Raw genomic sequence first — 15,840 nt, forward strand, 5'->3', positions numbered from 1 at the left:
TGTTACATGGTTGTCGAAGTGAGAATCCCCTGTTCGGTCCCGTCGGCGACGAACGCGGTCCGCGCCTTGCCGTTCGCGGGCAGCTCGCAGGAAAGCCACTTCACCCCGGACGGGACGAGGCCCTTCAAAGGCTCGGGCACCGCAGGGGAACCCGCCTGGCACTTGTGCTCGTCCAGCACCTTCGCGGCGGCCTCACGACGCAGCTTCACCACCGCGGACAGCCGGTAGTCGGTCGGCCCGGGCGCCGCGACGCGGCCTTCGGCGGCGCCCATCTTCTCCTCGACCCAGGACGTCTCGACGATCTCGCCGACCTCCGGGAACGTCTCGGCGACCGGCGCCGGATCGGTGTGGACGGCCGTTTCTGCCGGCGGTGCCGGGTCACAGGCCGCGATCAGGACGACCGCGGCCGTGATCCCCAGCGTCTTCCCCATGGTGCGCATGGGGACATCTTGACTCAGACGGTGAGCTTCAGGATGTCGATTCCGCGAGTGTTGTCGGCGACGTAGACGTAACCCTTGTGCCAGTAAGGCGCCCACGCGGCGGCGTCGGCCGGGCGGAAGTAGGCGATCTGCTTCGGGTCGGTCGGGTCGCTGACGTCGAGGAACCGCGTTCCCTGCGCGTAGAACGACTGCACGAGGACCTTGCCGCGGAGGTCGAAGTAGTGCGCGGAGCAGTCACCGGTCGTCGGGTCGCTGCCCTCCTGCCCGGCGACGCTCCAGGTGCCGACGGACTTGAGGCGGAACGGCTTCTCCGGCGTCGAACGCCAGCCTTCGCCGTTGTACGAGTTCTGCAGCGACGAGATCGTCAGCACGCCGTCACCGGCGCAGCCGTCGAGGAAGCTCTCCTCGGTGGCGTAGATGAGGTCGCGGCCGTGCCAGCGGTTCGAGTCCGCGCCGTCGGCCGAGCGGCGTCCCGACGGGTGGAAGCTGTTGTGCATGAACTTCGACGGCGCCGCCGTCTCCTCGATCCCGCCGCCCGCGTACGGCACCGGACTGAACGCTGTCGCGCGGCGCACCTTGCCCTGCACGGGATCGCGGTGGTAGCCGCTGGTCCAGTAACCGCGGACACCGCCGCGACCGGACACCCACGCCACCCCCTCGTCGTCGACCTGGACGTCGTGCACGTAGTCGGTCTTGCCGTCGTTGCGCGCGAGTTCGATCGGGTCCGGGGCGGTCTTGGGGTTGCGCGGATCGCGGATGTCGGTCACCCAGATCGGGCGTCCGCCCCAGTCCGCGGGCTGGTTCGCGGCCTTGGCCGGGCCGCCGGTCCAGAGGTAGCGGCAGTCGTCGACGCAGCTGGTCGTGTGACCGGCGGGCACCTTGGTGTAGCTCAGGATGGCCGGCTTTTCCGGGTTCTTCAGGTCGATGATGTAGATACCGGACTCGCCGGTCTGCGTGGTGCCGCCGAAGGCCCGCGGGTCGCGCGCGAGGAAGACGAGCTTGCGCTTGACGTCGACCTCGGTGTCCTCGGTCTCCCACAGGCCGGGCAGGCTGACCTCACCGATCAGCTTCGGCGCGGCGGGGTTCTTGGTGAGGTCGTAGACCTTCAGGCCGAACTCGCCGGAAACCGCCATGACGTCGCGGTGGCCGTACTGGAGGAAGCCCATGGCGATGGCGCCTTGCGCGTCGGGCACGTTGCCGACGGCCTTGACGTTCTTCACCGCGCCGGGCGCCCCCGAGACCCGGACCTTCTCACTGGCCGGTTTGTCCTCTTCGCCGCACGCGGCGGCGGGCAGGCCGGTGGCGATCAGGGTCGCGGTGACCGTCGCGATCGCCAGGCTCGATCGGAGCAACCAGTTTCCTCGCACAGAAACCTCCCAGGCTGGTGACCCCACCCTATGATCACCACTTTGCCCGCACAACCGCCGATGGTCGGTCCGGGACTGCTATGACATGACCATGCGCTTGCGTCTTCTGGCCCCGCTCCTCGCCGCCGCCCTGGTCGTGGCGGGCTGCTCGGAATCCGACGAACCGCCCGCACCGGACGTACTTCGCGTGGGGTTGCCCGCGCCGGTCTCGACCAACCCCGCGGACGCCCGCGACCAGAGCGGCAGGCTCATCACGGGCGCGCTGTGGACGCCGCTGGCGGACTACGACCCGGCGACCGGGAAGACGACCCCGCGCGCGGCCGAGTCGATCGGCAGCACCGACCGGACGACGTGGACGGTCAAGCTGAAGGACGGCGGGAAGTTCCACGACGGCACCCCGGTCACCGCGCAGTCCTATGTGGACACCTGGAAGGCGGCGCCACAGGAAGGCTGGGCGAGCGCGCGGGTACTGAAGGATCTGGTGCGGGCCAAGGAGATCACCGCACCGGACGCACTGACGATCCGGCTCGTGCTCGACCGGCCGTCCGGGCAGATCCCCGCCCTCCTCTCCTCCCCGGCCCTGGTCCCGCTGCCCGCTTCGGCCCTGGCCTCGCGCGACTGGGTCCGCTTCTTCTCCCAGCCTGTCGGCAACGGCCCGTTCCGCATGGAAGGCGGCCTTCAGGCCACCGGTGCCAAGCTTGTCCGGGTCGCGGACGCGCCGGGCAAAGCCCGCGTGATCGAACTGCGGATCGGCGACCCGGCGGCCCTGTACGACGGCGTCAAGAGCGGGAAGCTCGACCTCTCCACCGTCGTCCCCGGCGAGCGGCACGAAGCGATGCACGCGGATTTCGCGCAGCGGCACGTGATGTGGGCACTCCCGAATGCCTCCTACCTCGGCTTTCCTTTGACAGCGGCACATTTCTCCGACGCCACCGTCCGGCACGGTTTCGCGCTCGGCGTCGATCGCGCCGCCCTGGAAGCCGGCGTCCTGGACAAGCAGGTGGACCCGGCGAAGTCGCTGCTACCGCCCGCCGTCGCTCCCGGGGAGCGCAGCAGCACCTGCCGTCCCTGCACGTTCGACGCCGGAGCCGGGAAGTCCCTGTTGACCCAGGCGGAGTTCCCCGCCGCGCCCGTCCAATTCGGACAGTTCCAGCCTCGCTGGCTGCGTCCGCTCGCCGAGCAGGTCACCAAGGCCGTCGGTGTCCCGCTCGCCGCAGACCCCGGCACGGGGCCGTTCGCGATCGACCTCGACCTCGTGACGCCGAGCCCGCAGGAGGTGCTGACCGAGATCGTGAAGGCCACCGGTTACGCCAGTGACGGGTTCGCCGACCTGCTGAAATCGGCCGAGGAGACCGAAGCCGCCGACAGCGGCGAGGTCTACCGCCTGGTGGAGAACCAGTTGCTGCGCGATCTCCCGGTCGCGCCGTTGTGGTCCGGGCACGGGCACGCCGTCTGGGGCGAGCGGGCGGGCGACGTCACGGCGACGACGTTCGGCGGCGTGGACCTGTCGGCGATTTCCCTGCACTGATCAGAGGGTGCACTCCCCCGCGACGACGTCGATGAAGGCCGACGTCAGCGGGTCGGGCGTGCTCCGGCAGTAGGCGGCGAGCGTGCGCCGGATCGCCGGTTCGGGGCGCAGGACGCGGCCGTGGAAGCCTTCGGGCAGCACGTTCGCCGGGACCAGCGCGGGACCGAGCCCCGCCGCCGCGAGCACCGGGGCCGCCGCGGTCTGCTCGGTCCGGACCGCCGCCCTCGGCTGGAATCCCGCCGCGGCGCAGGCCTGGTCGACGAGATCGGCCAGGCCGTTGCCCGGCGCGTAATGCACCCACGCGCAGTCGGAGAGGGTCGCGAGGTCGACGACACCGGTGCCGTCGTCCTCGCGCGGCCCGTCGATCGGCAGGACGACGACGAACTCCTCGGCGCCGAGCTCGCGCACCGGCCCGTCCCAGCCCGGCGGGACCGGGCCGACCGCGACGTCGGCCTCCCCCGCAGCCATGGCGTCCCGGAGTTCGTCCGCGTGCCGGAACTCCACCAGCCGGACGTCGACGTCCGGCCGCTCCCGGCGCCACACCCGCAACGCCGTCGGCAGGACCCCGATGCCGACCGAGTAGACCGTGGCGATCTGGAGTTCGCCGGCTTCCAGCCCGGAGGCCTGCCGGGCGGCGCACCGCGCGCGTTCGGCGTCGGCGAGGGTGGCGCGGGCGTGCGGGAGCATGGCACGGCCCATCGGCGTGAGCCGGACACTGCGCGGCAGGCGTTCGAGCAGCGGGCCACCGACCCCCTTCTCCAGTGCGCGCACCTGGTGTGACAACGCGGGCTGCGTCACGTGCAGCAGCTCCGCCGCCCGGGTGAAGGAGCCGGTGTCGACGACGGTCACCAGGTACTCGAGCTGCCGCAAGCTGGTCATGAAAAGAGTTTATCGAAGCGGTGATATCTATGCCTTGGACTTATCCACGCGACGGGTCCAGGCTCGATGACATGAACGAAGAACGCAAGGTCGCCCTGGTCGCCGGGGCCAACGGGGTCATCGGCAAGAACCTGATCGAGCACCTGGAGACCCGGCCCGGCTGGCGGGTCATCGGCCTGTCGCGGCGCGGCGGCCCCGGTCAGATCGCCGTCGACCTGCTCGACGCGGACGACACCCGCGCGAAGCTCGGCGGCCTGGACGACGTCACGCATGTGTTCTACGCGGCGTATGTCGACAAACCGACCTGGGCCGAGCTGGTTCCGCCGAATCTGGCGATGCTGACCAACCTGGTCGACGCGATCGAGCCCGCCGCCCCCGGTCTGCGCCACATCAGCCTCATGCAGGGCTACAAGGTCTACGGCGCCCACCTCGGCCCGTTCAAGACCCCGGCGCGTGAGGACGACGCCGGGCACATGCCGCCCGAATTCAATGTGGACCAGCAGCAGTTCCTGGAGCGACGGCAAGCCGGGAAGACCTGGACGTGGTCCGCGATCCGGCCGTCGGTGGTCGGCGGGACCGCGCTGGGCAATCCGATGAACCTCGCGCTGGCCATCGCCGTCTACGCGTCGATCTCGAAGGAACTCGGCCTGCCGCTGCGATTCCCCGGAAAGCCCGGCGCGTACGACAGTCTCCTGGAGATGACCGACGCCGGGCTGCTGGCGAAGGCCACCGTCTGGGCCACCGGCTCGGAAAACGAGGCGTTCAACATCGCGAACGGCGATCTGTTCCGGTGGAGCGAGCTCTGGCCGAAGATCGCGCGCTACTTCGACCTGGAGGTGGCGCCGCCGCTGCCGATGTCCCTGGACGTCGTCATGGCGGACAAGGAAGAACTCTGGACCTCGATCGCCGCGAAATACGGCCTCGAAGTGCCGTACAGCGCGGTTTCGTCGTCGTGGGGCTTCGCCGATTTCGTGTTCGGCTGGGACTACGACATGTTCGCGGACGGATCGAAGGCGCGGCGGGCCGGGTTCCACGAGTACGCCGAGACGTCGGCGATGTTCTTCCGGCTGTTCGACGAGTTCCGGAAGGCGAAGGTGATCCCGTGAGGCCAGAGGGTTAGCCCCGTCCGATGTACGGCATCGCGGTCGCCGTGACGGTCAGGAACTGCACGTTCGCCTCCAGCGGCAGCCCGGCCATGTACAGCACGGCGTCCGCGACGTGCCGGGCGTCGAAGGTCGGCTCGGCCTTCACGCTGCCGTCGGCCTGCGGGATGCCGTCCGCCATCTTCAGTGTCATGTCGGTGGCGGCGTTGCCGATGTCGATCTGTCCACAAGCGACATTCCAGGACCGGCCGTCCAGGGAGATCGACTTCGTCAGCCCGGTGACCGCGTGTTTCGTCGCGGTGTAGGCGACGGACGCGGGACGCGGGGCGTGCGCGGAGATCGAGCCGTTGTTGACGATCCGGCCGCCGCGCGGGTCCTGCGCCTTCATCAGCCGCACGGCCTGCTGCGCGCATAGGAACATCCCGGTCAGATTGGTGTCGACGACGCGTTTCCAGTCCGCGAAGGACAGTTCGTCGACGGTCCCGCCCACCGAAACACCCGCGTTGTTCACCAGAAGATCCAGCCGCCCCCACTCGGCGCGCACCGTTTCGAACAACGCGGCGACGGACTCGGGATCGCCGACGTCGGTGGGCACGGGAAGCGCTTTCGCGTCCCCGCCGGCGGTCTCGGCCAGCGCGTCCGCGCGGCGCCCGGCGAGCGCGACCCGGTAGCCGGCGCCGAGTAACGCGCGGGAGATCTCCCTGCCGAGCCCGGAACCCGCCCCGGTGACGACCGCGCTCCTGCCGTTGCCCATCGATCCTCCTCGCAGACCGTGCCGGACCGACCCGGCTCGGTGATTGTTTTCCGATTACCCGCGTCCGTTCAGGCTAGCGCGCCACCGCCGGGGCGAAACGTTCACCCGGCGGCCGTCGCGCCTTAAGGAAAACCGGTAACCCCTTCACCGCATCGAGGCGATTCACCGGATGTGCCCAGGGGGAATTCACACCGTCCACGCGTGCGAAGGAGCACGGAACGGTGAAGAAGAATCCACGCTTCCAGCTGGTTCAGACCGGCGAACAGACCATTCGATGGCGACTGCTCGGCGGCAACAACGTGTCGCTGGGTTCCGCTCCTTCCGACTATCCGCGAGCCGAGGAATGCCTCGTCGCGATCGCCTGGCTCAGTACGAACATTTCCGAGCTGACCAGCGATTTCAGCCATCTCAGCGGAGGTCGCTGGCGGTGGCGCCTGCATACGGACGACCGGATCGTCGCGATCGCCACCCACGCGTACGGACGGCGTATCGAGGCCCAGCGCGGACTCGACCGGTTCCGGTCCGCCACCACCGAGGCCGCTATCGGCGAAGGGATAGAGACCATAGCCGATTGGCGCCGGAAATACCGTCGTGATTCCGGCGGTCATTCACCGAATCGTTCTCCGTGACGATCGATCACGGAAAGTGCGTTCCCCGGAGATTAACCATCAGGACGTCGGGCGGGAAGGCGAAGCACCGCCGCCGGACAGTGTTGCGGAGCGAGGATTGTGCCAAGTCACGGAATCCCGTGACGACTTGGGGACTAGAGAAAGAGTGCAAACAAGATGCGTGCTCGTACCACTCGGTTTCTCGGCGCCACCGCGATCGCCGCGTGTGCCTGCCTCACCCTGACCTGCACCGCCTCGGCGGTCGCCCCCGCGAACGGCCTCCCGGAGGTCCTGGCGGCGGCGGGCTCGGACACCACCGTCGACATCACCGGCGCGGTCCTCGCCAACGCGAACAGCGCCGCGTGGAACACCGACCCCGACAACTACGTCAACGTCCCGCCGCTCCTGGCCCCGGGCACGACCTTCACCGTTCCCGGTGACCCGTTCAACGCTCAGGTCGTCTACAACACCACGAACAACCTGCCGCCGAACGGCTCCTCCCAGGGCAAGGCCGCGCTCAAGGCCTCGGGTGACGCCGGTGACGGCAAGATCGACATCGCGCGTTCGTCCTCGCCGCGCAGCTCGTCCGACCCGGCGACCTTCGAGTACTACGCCTTCGGCACCGACGGTGTCACCTGGTCCTCCTCGGCCACCGGTTCGGGCGCGGGCCTGACCCTGTCGCTGGCGCAGCTCAAGGGCATCTACGACGGCTCCATCACCAACTGGAACCAGGTCGGTGGCGCCAACGCCGCCATCGTCGTCTACCTGCCCCAGACCGGCTCTGGCACGCTGAGCTTCTTCACCAGCACCGTCCTCGGCTTCGACCCCACCACCAAGCCGGTCACCATCAAGCGCTTCCAGGAGCACGACGGCAACTCCATCCCGGCCGCCGACCGCGCCCGGGCGATCGCGCCGTTCTCGATCGCGCAGTGGATCGCGCAGGGCAACGCGGTCGTCGCGGACAAGCGGGCAGGCTTCACCGTCAACCCGCTGACCGGCGCCGGCTTCAACGGTTCCCCGGTCACCGGTTCGGCCGGCAACTACACCCCGGCGTTCACCACGGCGTTCCTCGGTTCGCGCAGCGTCTTCAACGTGCTCGACACCCGGACCCCGAGCTACGACCAGGCCCAGCGCGCCGTCGGCTTCGCCCCCGGTGACACGGCCGCGACCGCCGGCCCGCTGTGCGGTGGCCAGCTCACCACCACCATCAAGCGGTACGGCTTCCTGACCATCTCGGGCCCGAACGGCCTGTCCTGCGTCAAGTCCTGACCCCTCCAAGCGCGTGAAGGCCCCCTTCCCTCGGCTGAGCCGAGGGAAGGGGGCCTTCACGCGGAACGGGATACTACTTGGGCGCGACACCCAGCGCGGCGAGCGCCGGGCCGGTCATGATCACGCCGGCCCCGGTGACCGGGTCGAAGCCCGGGGCGCCGAGGTCGATCGCGGTCGAGGTCAGCGCGTTCCGGATCTCCGCCGGGGTCGCGGCGGGCTTGCCCTGCTTCAACAGCGCGGCGATGGCGGCGGCGCTCGGCGCGGCGGCGGAGGTCCCGAAGAACGGTTGGAAACCGCTCACCGAGGTCGCGACGCCGTCGGCCGCGGTGATGTCCGGCTTGTTCCGCGTCGCGCCACCGGTCGAGGACACGTTGCCGGGGGTGATCACCGAACCGTCCGGGTTGTAGAACTGGTGACGGCGACCGTCCGAAGTGAACCGCTCCCATTTGCTGGCGGCGGTGAACAGGCCGGGGAACGGACCGGCCGGGTTCGCCGGGTCACCGGTTTCGAGCGCGCGGCCGAAGGCACCGGCGGCCGGGGCGGCCGCGACGCTGAAGGCGTTGACCGCGGCCGAGTGGCCGGAGGTGACACCGTTGGTGCTGAAGGCTTTCAGCGAACCGGAGGTGACGAAGCGACCGCGGATCACGTTGAGCGCGATGAACCGGTCGGCACCGCTGTACTTGACCACGGCGACCTTGAAGCCCGAGCCGCTGGCCGGGACCTGGGCGATCTCGTACGGGTTCTGGGTGCCGTTCTGCGTGCCCTCGCTGGAGGCGACGACCGAGCCGGACGAGTTCAGGACGAACAGGTCGTAGTCGCTGGTGGCCTTGCCCCACGGGTCGGACCAGAACAGGGTGACGTAGCGGCCGACCGAGTTCGGCGAGAGCGCGTTGTACAGCTGGGTCGTGCCGCTCGGGTCGAAGTCGTGCGGAGTCCCGGTGATCCCGGAGATCTTGCTGCTGGAGCCGCGGAAGTCACCCTCGTAGTAGCCGCTGGTGCCGTCGGTCAGGTTGCCCGAGTTCCCCGCGGAGGAGAAGTAGAGCACGCCCGCCGCGGTCACGTCGTTGACGGCTTGCGCGACCGGCCCGTCCTGGAACGGCGACTCGTCGAAGTAGGACACGTCGTCGACGATGATCGTGCACTTGCCGGTCGTGCGGAGCGCGCGGATGTTGTCGGCGAAGCTCTGCTCGCTGGTGAACGCGGTCGCGAAACCGAGCGTGGCGCCGGGCGCCATGTCGTGGATGATCTCCAGCATCGCGGTGCCTTCGTCACCGCTGCCCGCCTGACCGGGGAGGACGTCGACGGCGGGGAGCTCGCCGGCGGTCTGGGACGCCTGGAGCGACTTGACGCCGTCCGAGAGCACGCAGACCTTCTGCCCGGCGCCGGTGACGCCGTACTTGGTGCGGGCGGTGTCGTTGCCGTGCGCCTTGTCGCCCTCCGCGACCTGCAGCGCGGCTGCGGCGGACTTCTTGGCGGCGACCTGCCGCCGGTCCTGCGGCGCGGACTCGTTCCAGGTCATCGCCTGGGAGGCGGCCTTGACCTCGGCGACGTCCCCGCGTCCGGCGATCGTGTCGACGGCGCCGAGGGGCAGGTCGGCGCGGATCGCACCGGCGGGAGAGGCGTAGCGGACGCTGCCGCCCGCCGCCTTGACGGCGTCCACCAGCGACTGCCCGGCGCCCTTGATGTCCACCGCGACGGTGCCGGCGTCGCTGACGCCGAGCCCGGTCCGGTATTCGGGCAGCTTGCCCGCCAGGCCCTTGTCGGCGCGCAGGCGCTTTTCGACGACGAGCTGACTCGACTGCTTGCGCTCAGCCGGGGTGAGGCTGTTCTTGATGCTCTGCAGGGCGGTGATCCCGGCCTGCGTGCGCGCCTCCTCCGACGGCTGGGCACCGGAAACCGCGGTCGACAGCAGCAAAGCGCCGACCGCGACCGGAACCGAGCATGTGACCACTCGGCTGAATCTGCTCATCGAACTCTCCCTGTTTTGCAGCAACACAGCGCACTCCGGCTAAAGCGCGCTGACGGCGTGACGCCCCGTCACAGGAATCCCTTCGGCTGCCCGAATGAATTACCCCTGATCGAGTGCAATGGGGAGAATCTAAAGAGCGATCGGTGACGAGTCCACCCACCAAAGTCTGGAACGGGCGAAGATCCACAACGTGAGACGGATTCCGGTCCGAAAAGACCGAAATCCTGGTTTACGCCCAGGCCGGGAATAATCGCCAAAGCGCCAAGGCCGCGAGCGCGCCCATCGTGAGCAGTACCGGTCCGGTGATGACGTAGGTCGAAACCGGACGCCACCGGCGATAAAGGAATGTCGCCCCGGCCGCCGCCGCCACGAAACCGCCGAAGGCCAGCACCAATCCGGCCCACGCGGCCGTGTCACCGGTCCGGCCGTCCTGCGCGTCCGCCCGGCCGTTCTGCGGGGTGGGCCGGAACGGCCGCCCCTGAAGGACCGCGGTCACCACGGTCGCCTCTTCCGACGCCAGCGGCCACCAGGACGCCGACGTCACCAAGGTCAGCCGGTCGTTCTGGGTCTTGCCGTAGTCGGCGCCCTCGTCGAGCGGCCGGGTCGCCGTCCCGGTCACCCGGTAGACGGACTTGCCCTGTGTCGTCGCGACGACGATCTCGTCTCCCTGCCGCAGCGTGTCGAGCGCGCCGAACGGGCCGCCGTATCCGGCGTTGCGGCCCGCGATCACGGCGTTGCCGGGCTGCCCGAGCCCGGCCGTTCCCGGTACGTGCCCGGGCCCGGCCGCGGTCTCGCTGCTCGACGCGCCCTCGATGACGACCTGCTGCACCTTGAGGGCGGGGATCTCCAGCACGGCCACCGGCTTGCCGAACTCGACCGGTTTCGCCGGCGGCGCGCCGCTGAACAGGCTTTGGCTGGCCCCCAGCGCCAACGCCATCTCGCCGCGGATCTCCCCCAGTGCCTTCCGCTGGTCACTCGACTGCAGCATCGGGCCCAGCGCGTAGACGACCAGCGCCAGCGCCACCAGCGTGGTGGCCAGCCAGGCGAACACGACCGCGCCGATCCAGCCGGGGCCGAACCGCAGGAACCGGGTCTCCGGTTCCGCCGCGGGAGGCGGCTCGGTCGCCGCGTGCCTGCCTTCGAGGTAAGTGCTCATGCGGCCCCACCTGCCGGTTTACGCCGCAGGAGACCGAAGAGCATGGCGAACGCGGCCCCGATCCCGGCCAGCGCCACGGTCAGCCACCTCGGCACGGGGCGCCCGGCGGCGACGTACGCCGTCGCGGACGGGAGAGTCGCGAGGATCACCAGGGCCACCAGCGGAATGAGGGCGCCCAGCACCCCCGCCCCGGCGAACTTGGGGATGGTGATCGACTCGGCGAGGTTCTTGGCCGCCAGCACGCTTTCCGGCGTGGAGGTGGCCGCGGGGGCGGGCCCCATGGCGGCGGCCGTCCCCGACGTCCCGGCCGTCGAACCCGGCCCCCCGGCGGGACCGGTCAGCGAGGAGTTGGCGACCGGCGTGGCACCGGTGCCGCCGGCCGGCGGCGGATTCTTCGCCTCTTCCCGCTCCTGGCAGGCCTCCTTGGCCGTCCCGGTGCCGATCTTGGCCGCCCGCTCGATGGCGGTGGCCGCCAGCCCCGGAGTCAACCGAGGCATCCCCGAGGCGCCCTGCCCTTGTCCGTAGCCCGCGGCGAAGTTGACGAATTTCCTCAACTGGGCCTGCTTTTCCGGCATCGGTTTGCAGGTCGCGTCGATCAACGGATTGACCGGCGCGACCATGTACTCGACAAACGTCAGCGGGTACGCGCCGTCCTTGGTCGCCGTGCCGACCTGCAGGGTCCCGTCCTCGCCGACCTTCATCGCATTGGCGGCCAGCGCCAGACTCTCGTCGGTCGGCCGCACGAAGTTGCCCTTGCCGTCCGGAATCGCGACCGGCGCCCACCCGTAGGCCCTGGCTGTCGCGAGGTCGGTGATCACCCAGTTCATGCAGCCGCCGGCGCACCCGGCTCCGCTTCCGGCGACGGCCTCGTTCACGGTTTTCCGCACGGCCAGCTGACCGGTCTTCGCATCGACGTTGTTGATCGAGAATCTCCCTGGATCAAGGGCGTTCAAATCGGAAATCACTCCCGGTGATTTCCCATCCAGTTCCCCGAAATAGTCCTTTCCTTTCGACGGGAAGACCCATCCGGCCGCCGCCGTCTCGGAAAGAACCTTGCTCAACGTGAGCGGAACGGTCCCCGGACCGCCCTCGCCGGTCACACCGAAGAAACTTGTGCTGTTGAGGACACCGGCTCGGATGATCGGCGTCGTCAATTCATTTCCGGCGTCCATCGCCGAGAGCGCGGGATTGCGGCCGACCAGCGCGGAATCATTCCGGAAAATGCCACCTCGACCCGAGGCCGCGGGGTCCTGGCCACCCTTGGTGAACATGTTCGCCAGTTCGTCACGGGTGAAGCGCATACCGCCGGTGAACTTCGCGTTGAGCCTGCCGCCGCTGTCGTCCAGGTCGGTCGGCGACCAGCCGACCGCGGCCACGACTGCCGCGTTGACACCGACCGGGACGTACTGCCTGTCGCGCACGGCCTGACCGGCGAGCACACCCCCGCTTCCGGTGATCGCGAGATCGGAGGTGCCCTTGTCGAACGCGGTGAGCCCGGCGTCTTCCGTTTCACTCACGATATTGGCGGGCTGCTCGGCTTCGGTGGGCGCGCACAAGGCCTGGTTCCAGGTGACCGCGGTCCGCCCCAGCCGTTCCGGCATGCTGGCGTTGAGCGTGTTCTGCCCGCTTCCCTTACATCCCTGGACGCCGATGTCGGGCCGCGCCGGAGTGAACTTGATCGCGTCGTCGGCCCAGGATACGAACTGTCCGGCGGAGTTCGGAGCACTTATCCGGAGCGCGAAGGTACAAGGATTCTTCTCGTCGCACTTGAAGGAGAACTGCCTTCTCGTCTTCGCGCCAGTGCCCGGATCCACAACCTCGGGATTGTCCGCCCACGGGAAGAAGTTGTTCTTCACATACGAGGTGTACAGCGGATCCATGGGGACGAACTGCGGCTTGAGGCTGCCGAGCGGCATCGAGAAGTCGAAGACGATGTCGCCGGACGTACTGCTCCGCTTCCTCTCCACATTGACTATTTCCACCCGTGCACCGACAAGCTCGTCGTTGAATTCGCCACAGTAGGAGCTCACCCTGACGTCGAGTGAATGCTCGGGCGGAAACGGCGGCTTGAACACATTTCTCTTCAACAGATTGTCCGGAACGTCTTTCGGGCAGATCAACAGCTTCGCCGTCGCACCGGCGGGCAGCCCCGACAGCGTGATCCGCACCGGATCCCCGTTCCGGACGGACGTCAGATCGGCGGGCTCGGTCTTGAGCGTGTAGGGCGGGTTCGCCGGTGCTTGCACCTGTGCCGCGGGGACGGACACTCCGGTGACCATCAGGACCCCGCAGATCAGCAAGATCCCGACTTGTCTTGCGCGGACGAAGAACACGGACGACCCCCAGGGTGCGCGGGCATACGGCGGAGAGCGGGACTCGATCACGAACCTCGCCGAAACCAACGTCCCCGAGTCGCCCATTCGGGGTCAACCGTCCCCGGACCCGCCCTGGCACAGATTCACACGCGCCCCGTCGGGCGTTCTCCGCGTGGACACCTTTCGCGGTATCGGGCCCCACATACTGGCCGCACTGAGGGGCGACGTGGTGTGCCCTCATTTCGCTTGCTTACCGAGACGAAGGAAGCCGCTCGTGACCGTCGCGCCACCCCGGCCCGACCCGTCCCCACCGGGAGCACCGGTGCGGCGGGCGATCACCGAAGTCCTTTCCCGGGCCGACCGGGCGTTCCGCCGGGTCACCACCGGCGCCGGGCTGGCCATGCTGGGAATCCTGCTGGTCATCGGCTTCTTCCTGGTGTACCGGTCCGGACCCGCCTTCGAGAACAGCGGCTTCGGCTTCTTCGGCACCATCCGGTTCGATCCGGCCTCCGGCGTGCTCGGCGTCCTGGGCCTGCTCTACGGCACGGTGGTGGTCGCGCTCATCGCCGTCCTGGTCGCCGTGCCGCTGAGCATCCTCGCGGCACTGTTCATCACCGAGTACTCCAGCGGCCGGATCCGCGGCTTCCTCACCGGCCTCGTCGACCTGCTCGCCGCCATCCCCAGCCTGCTGTACGGCCTGTGGGGATTCAGTTTCCTCGGACCGCAGATCGTCCCGGTCTCGACGTGGCTGACCGAGAACCTCGGCTGGTTCCCGCCGTTCGCGGCCAAGGAGAACACGCTGTACATCCAGTCCATGTTCATCGCCGGACTGGTGGTCTCCCTGATGGTCCTCCCGATCACGACTTCGGTGATCCGCGAAGTGTTCGCGCAGACTCCGCCCGGCGAGAAGGAAGCGGCGCTCGCTCTGGGCAGCACCCGGTGGGGGATGGTCAAAACGGTCATGCTGCCCTTCGGCCGGGGCGGGATCATCGGCGGCTCGATGCTCGGGTTGGGCCGCGCGCTCGGCGAGACGATCGCCGTTTCCCTGCTGCTGCCTCAGGTTCCGGAGATCTCGCAGCACATCGTCCAGTTCGGCGGCGCGACCATCTCCGGGTTCATCGCCAACAACTCCGGCGCGTCGGGGCTCTTCCTGTCCGGGCTGATGGCGGCCGGCCTGGTGCTGTTCATCTTCACCCTGGCCACGAACTTCACCGCGTCGGTGATCATCTCGAAGAGCCGGTCCGGCGCGGGAGTGGATGCCTGATGACCACGACAGTGACTCCCCCGGTCACGTCCGGCCCGCGCAAGCTCGTCAAACGCCGCCCGTCGGAGACCACCCGGCAGGACAGGCTGGCCGCGCTCGGCTGCGCGGTGTCGGCCACGCTGCTCACCTGGTTCGTCATGCACCTGCTGCTGGACTCCCCCGGCTGGCTGGCGGATCTGATCGTCGCCTACCTGCTGTACCTGGCGATGCTCTACCTGGTCACCCGCGACCGGCTGGGCAAACTGGTCGCGTCGGACCGGATCGTGTCGACCGTCGTGGTCTCCGGGGCGCTCACGCTGCTCGTCCCGCTGCTGTTCCTGCTGGGCTACATCGTGATCGAGGGCGCACCCTATCTGCGCCTGGGTTTCTTCTCCCACGACATGTCCGCGGTCGCGCCGACCGATCCGGTCACCGCGACCGGCGGCCTGCACGCGGTGGTCGGCACCCTTCAGCAGACCGCGCTGACCCTGGTGTTCGTCGTCCCGATGGGCCTGCTCACCGCGATCTTCCTCAACGAGACCCGGTCCCGGTTCCGCCGTCCGGTGCGGATCATGGTCGACGCGATGAGCGGCCTCCCCTCCATCGTGGCAGGCCTGTTCATCTACGCGGCGCTGATCATCCCCGGTATCCAGGCGGGCGTCGGATTGTTCAGCTACAACGGTTTGATGGCCACGCTGGCGTTGACGATGGTCATGCTGCCGACGGTGACCCGGACCGTGGACGTGGTGCTCCGGCTGGTGCCCGACGGGCTGCGCGAGGCGTCGCTGGCGCTCGGTGCGAGCCGCGCCCGGACGGTGTGGTCGGTGGTCCTGCCCACCGCCCGTACCGGTGTCACCACCGCCGTCATCCTCGGGATCGCCAGGGTGGCGGGGGAAACGGCACCGCTGCTGTTCACCTCGTTCGGCTCGCTCGCGATGAACGCCAACCCGTTCTCCGCTCCGCAGGAGAGCATTCCGCTGTTCATCTTCCGCTTCATCAAGCAGCCGCTGGAAAACGTCCAGCAGCGCGGCTACGTCGGCGCGCTCGTGCTGATCCTGCTCATCTTCAGCCTGTTCGCGATCGCCAGGTTCGCCGGGCGTGACCGATCGAAGCGCAAGGCCAAGAGTTCGAAGAAGACCTTGAGAACACAGGAGAACCGGTGACCGACACCACCGAATTGTCCGATGTGGACACCAGCAGGCCTCAGGT

General features: G+C 68.8%; 13 protein-coding genes. 6 read left to right on the top strand and 7 right to left on the bottom strand.

Annotated elements, in window-relative coordinates; translation table 11 throughout:
* Nucleotides 1–2: 2 nt before the first annotated feature.
* Nucleotides 3–440 (bottom strand): hypothetical protein, encoded by a 438-nt coding sequence (locus IE302_RS30150; RefSeq protein WP_191257831.1) that lies wholly within the window; start codon nucleotides 438–440, stop codon nucleotides 3–5.
* A 14-nt stretch (nucleotides 441–454) separates the two neighbouring features.
* On the bottom strand, nucleotides 455–1,792 hold the full coding sequence (locus tag IE302_RS30155) for an LVIVD repeat-containing protein (RefSeq protein ID WP_191257832.1): 1,338 nt from the start codon (nucleotides 1,790–1,792) through the stop codon (nucleotides 455–457).
* A gap of 100 nt (nucleotides 1,793–1,892) precedes the next feature.
* Between IE302_RS30155 and IE302_RS30160 the strand changes: the two genes are divergently transcribed.
* Nucleotides 1,893–3,335, top strand: a complete 1,443-nt coding sequence (locus tag IE302_RS30160; protein ID WP_191257833.1) for a peptide ABC transporter substrate-binding protein — start codon at nucleotides 1,893–1,895, stop codon at nucleotides 3,333–3,335.
* Here IE302_RS30160 and IE302_RS30165 read toward each other — a convergent pair whose 3' ends face one another.
* Nucleotides 3,336–4,214, bottom strand: a complete 879-nt coding sequence (locus IE302_RS30165) for a LysR family transcriptional regulator (RefSeq protein ID WP_191257834.1) — start codon at nucleotides 4,212–4,214, stop codon at nucleotides 3,336–3,338.
* 71 nt (nucleotides 4,215–4,285) lie between these two features.
* Between IE302_RS30165 and IE302_RS30170 the strand changes: the two genes are divergently transcribed.
* Nucleotides 4,286–5,320 carry an SDR family oxidoreductase gene (locus IE302_RS30170; protein WP_191257835.1) on the top strand — a complete coding sequence of 345 codons (1,035 nt, stop codon included), beginning with the start codon at nucleotides 4,286–4,288 and terminating at the stop codon, nucleotides 5,318–5,320.
* A gap of 10 nt (nucleotides 5,321–5,330) precedes the next feature.
* Here IE302_RS30170 and IE302_RS30175 read toward each other — a convergent pair whose 3' ends face one another.
* A complete protein-coding gene (locus IE302_RS30175) occupies nucleotides 5,331–6,071 on the bottom strand; it encodes an SDR family oxidoreductase (RefSeq protein ID WP_191257836.1) in 741 nt (246 codons plus the stop codon).
* A gap of 221 nt (nucleotides 6,072–6,292) precedes the next feature.
* Between IE302_RS30175 and IE302_RS30180 the strand changes: the two genes are divergently transcribed.
* A complete protein-coding gene (locus tag IE302_RS30180; RefSeq protein WP_191257837.1) occupies nucleotides 6,293–6,700 on the top strand; it encodes a YegP family protein in 408 nt (135 codons plus the stop codon).
* 156 nt (nucleotides 6,701–6,856) lie between these two features.
* Nucleotides 6,857–7,948, top strand: a complete 1,092-nt coding sequence (locus IE302_RS30185) for a substrate-binding domain-containing protein (RefSeq protein ID WP_191257838.1) — start codon at nucleotides 6,857–6,859, stop codon at nucleotides 7,946–7,948.
* Nucleotides 7,949–8,021: 73 nt separating this feature from the next.
* Here the strand turns inward: IE302_RS30185 and IE302_RS30190 are convergent, their stop codons facing one another.
* The 3 genes from IE302_RS30190 to IE302_RS30200 all read right to left on the bottom strand — a co-directional run bounded on the left by IE302_RS30190 (nucleotide 8,022) and on the right by IE302_RS30200 (nucleotide 13,352).
* Nucleotides 8,022–9,917, bottom strand: a complete 1,896-nt coding sequence (locus tag IE302_RS30190) for a S8 family serine peptidase (protein WP_191257839.1) — start codon at nucleotides 9,915–9,917, stop codon at nucleotides 8,022–8,024.
* 229 nt (nucleotides 9,918–10,146) lie between these two features.
* Nucleotides 10,147–11,073, bottom strand: a complete 927-nt coding sequence (locus tag IE302_RS30195) for a sortase (protein WP_229908021.1) — start codon at nucleotides 11,071–11,073, stop codon at nucleotides 10,147–10,149.
* Nucleotides 11,070–13,352 (bottom strand): hypothetical protein, encoded by a 2,283-nt coding sequence (locus IE302_RS30200; protein WP_229908022.1) that lies wholly within the window; start codon nucleotides 13,350–13,352, stop codon nucleotides 11,070–11,072. The genes IE302_RS30195 and IE302_RS30200 overlap by 4 nt, the downstream gene beginning before the upstream one ends.
* Before the next feature lie 310 nt (nucleotides 13,353–13,662).
* On the opposite strand from IE302_RS30200, the gene pstC reads away from it, so the two are divergent.
* Entirely contained in the window at nucleotides 13,663–14,652 is a 990-nt protein-coding gene (pstC, locus tag IE302_RS30205; protein ID WP_191257841.1) for a phosphate ABC transporter permease subunit PstC, read from the top strand.
* Entirely contained in the window at nucleotides 14,652–15,794 is a 1,143-nt protein-coding gene (pstA, locus tag IE302_RS30210; RefSeq protein WP_191257842.1) for a phosphate ABC transporter permease PstA, read from the top strand. Before pstC ends, pstA begins: the two co-directional genes overlap by 1 nt.
* The last annotated feature ends 46 nt before the right edge of the window (nucleotides 15,795–15,840 follow it).

It is taken from the genome of Amycolatopsis oliviviridis (assembly GCF_014654365.1).
In the GTDB taxonomy this organism is placed as follows: Bacteria; Actinomycetota; Actinomycetes; order Mycobacteriales; family Pseudonocardiaceae; genus Amycolatopsis; species Amycolatopsis oliviviridis.

Excerpts from the sequence above, each read along its gene's own strand:
- IE302_RS30150 (WP_191257831.1), bottom strand. The coding sequence starts at position 440 with ATGCGCACCATGGGGAAGACGCTGGGGATCACGGCCGCGGTCGTCCTG.
- IE302_RS30160 (WP_191257833.1), top strand. The coding sequence starts at position 1,893 with ATGACCATGCGCTTGCGTCTTCTGGCCCCGCTCCTCGCCGCCGCCCTG.
- IE302_RS30165 (WP_191257834.1), bottom strand. The coding sequence starts at position 4,214 with ATGACCAGCTTGCGGCAGCTCGAGTACCTGGTGACCGTCGTCGACACC.
- IE302_RS30170 (WP_191257835.1), top strand. The coding sequence starts at position 4,286 with ATGAACGAAGAACGCAAGGTCGCCCTGGTCGCCGGGGCCAACGGGGTC.
- IE302_RS30175 (WP_191257836.1), bottom strand. The coding sequence starts at position 6,071 with ATGGGCAACGGCAGGAGCGCGGTCGTCACCGGGGCGGGTTCCGGGCTC.
- IE302_RS30185 (WP_191257838.1), top strand. The coding sequence starts at position 6,857 with ATGCGTGCTCGTACCACTCGGTTTCTCGGCGCCACCGCGATCGCCGCG.
- IE302_RS30190 (WP_191257839.1), bottom strand. The coding sequence starts at position 9,917 with ATGAGCAGATTCAGCCGAGTGGTCACATGCTCGGTTCCGGTCGCGGTC.
- IE302_RS30195 (WP_229908021.1), bottom strand. The coding sequence starts at position 11,073 with ATGAGCACTTACCTCGAAGGCAGGCACGCGGCGACCGAGCCGCCTCCC.
- IE302_RS30200 (WP_229908022.1), bottom strand. The coding sequence starts at position 13,352 with ATGGTCACCGGAGTGTCCGTCCCCGCGGCACAGGTGCAAGCACCGGCG.
- pstA (WP_191257842.1), top strand. The coding sequence starts at position 14,652 with ATGACCACGACAGTGACTCCCCCGGTCACGTCCGGCCCGCGCAAGCTC.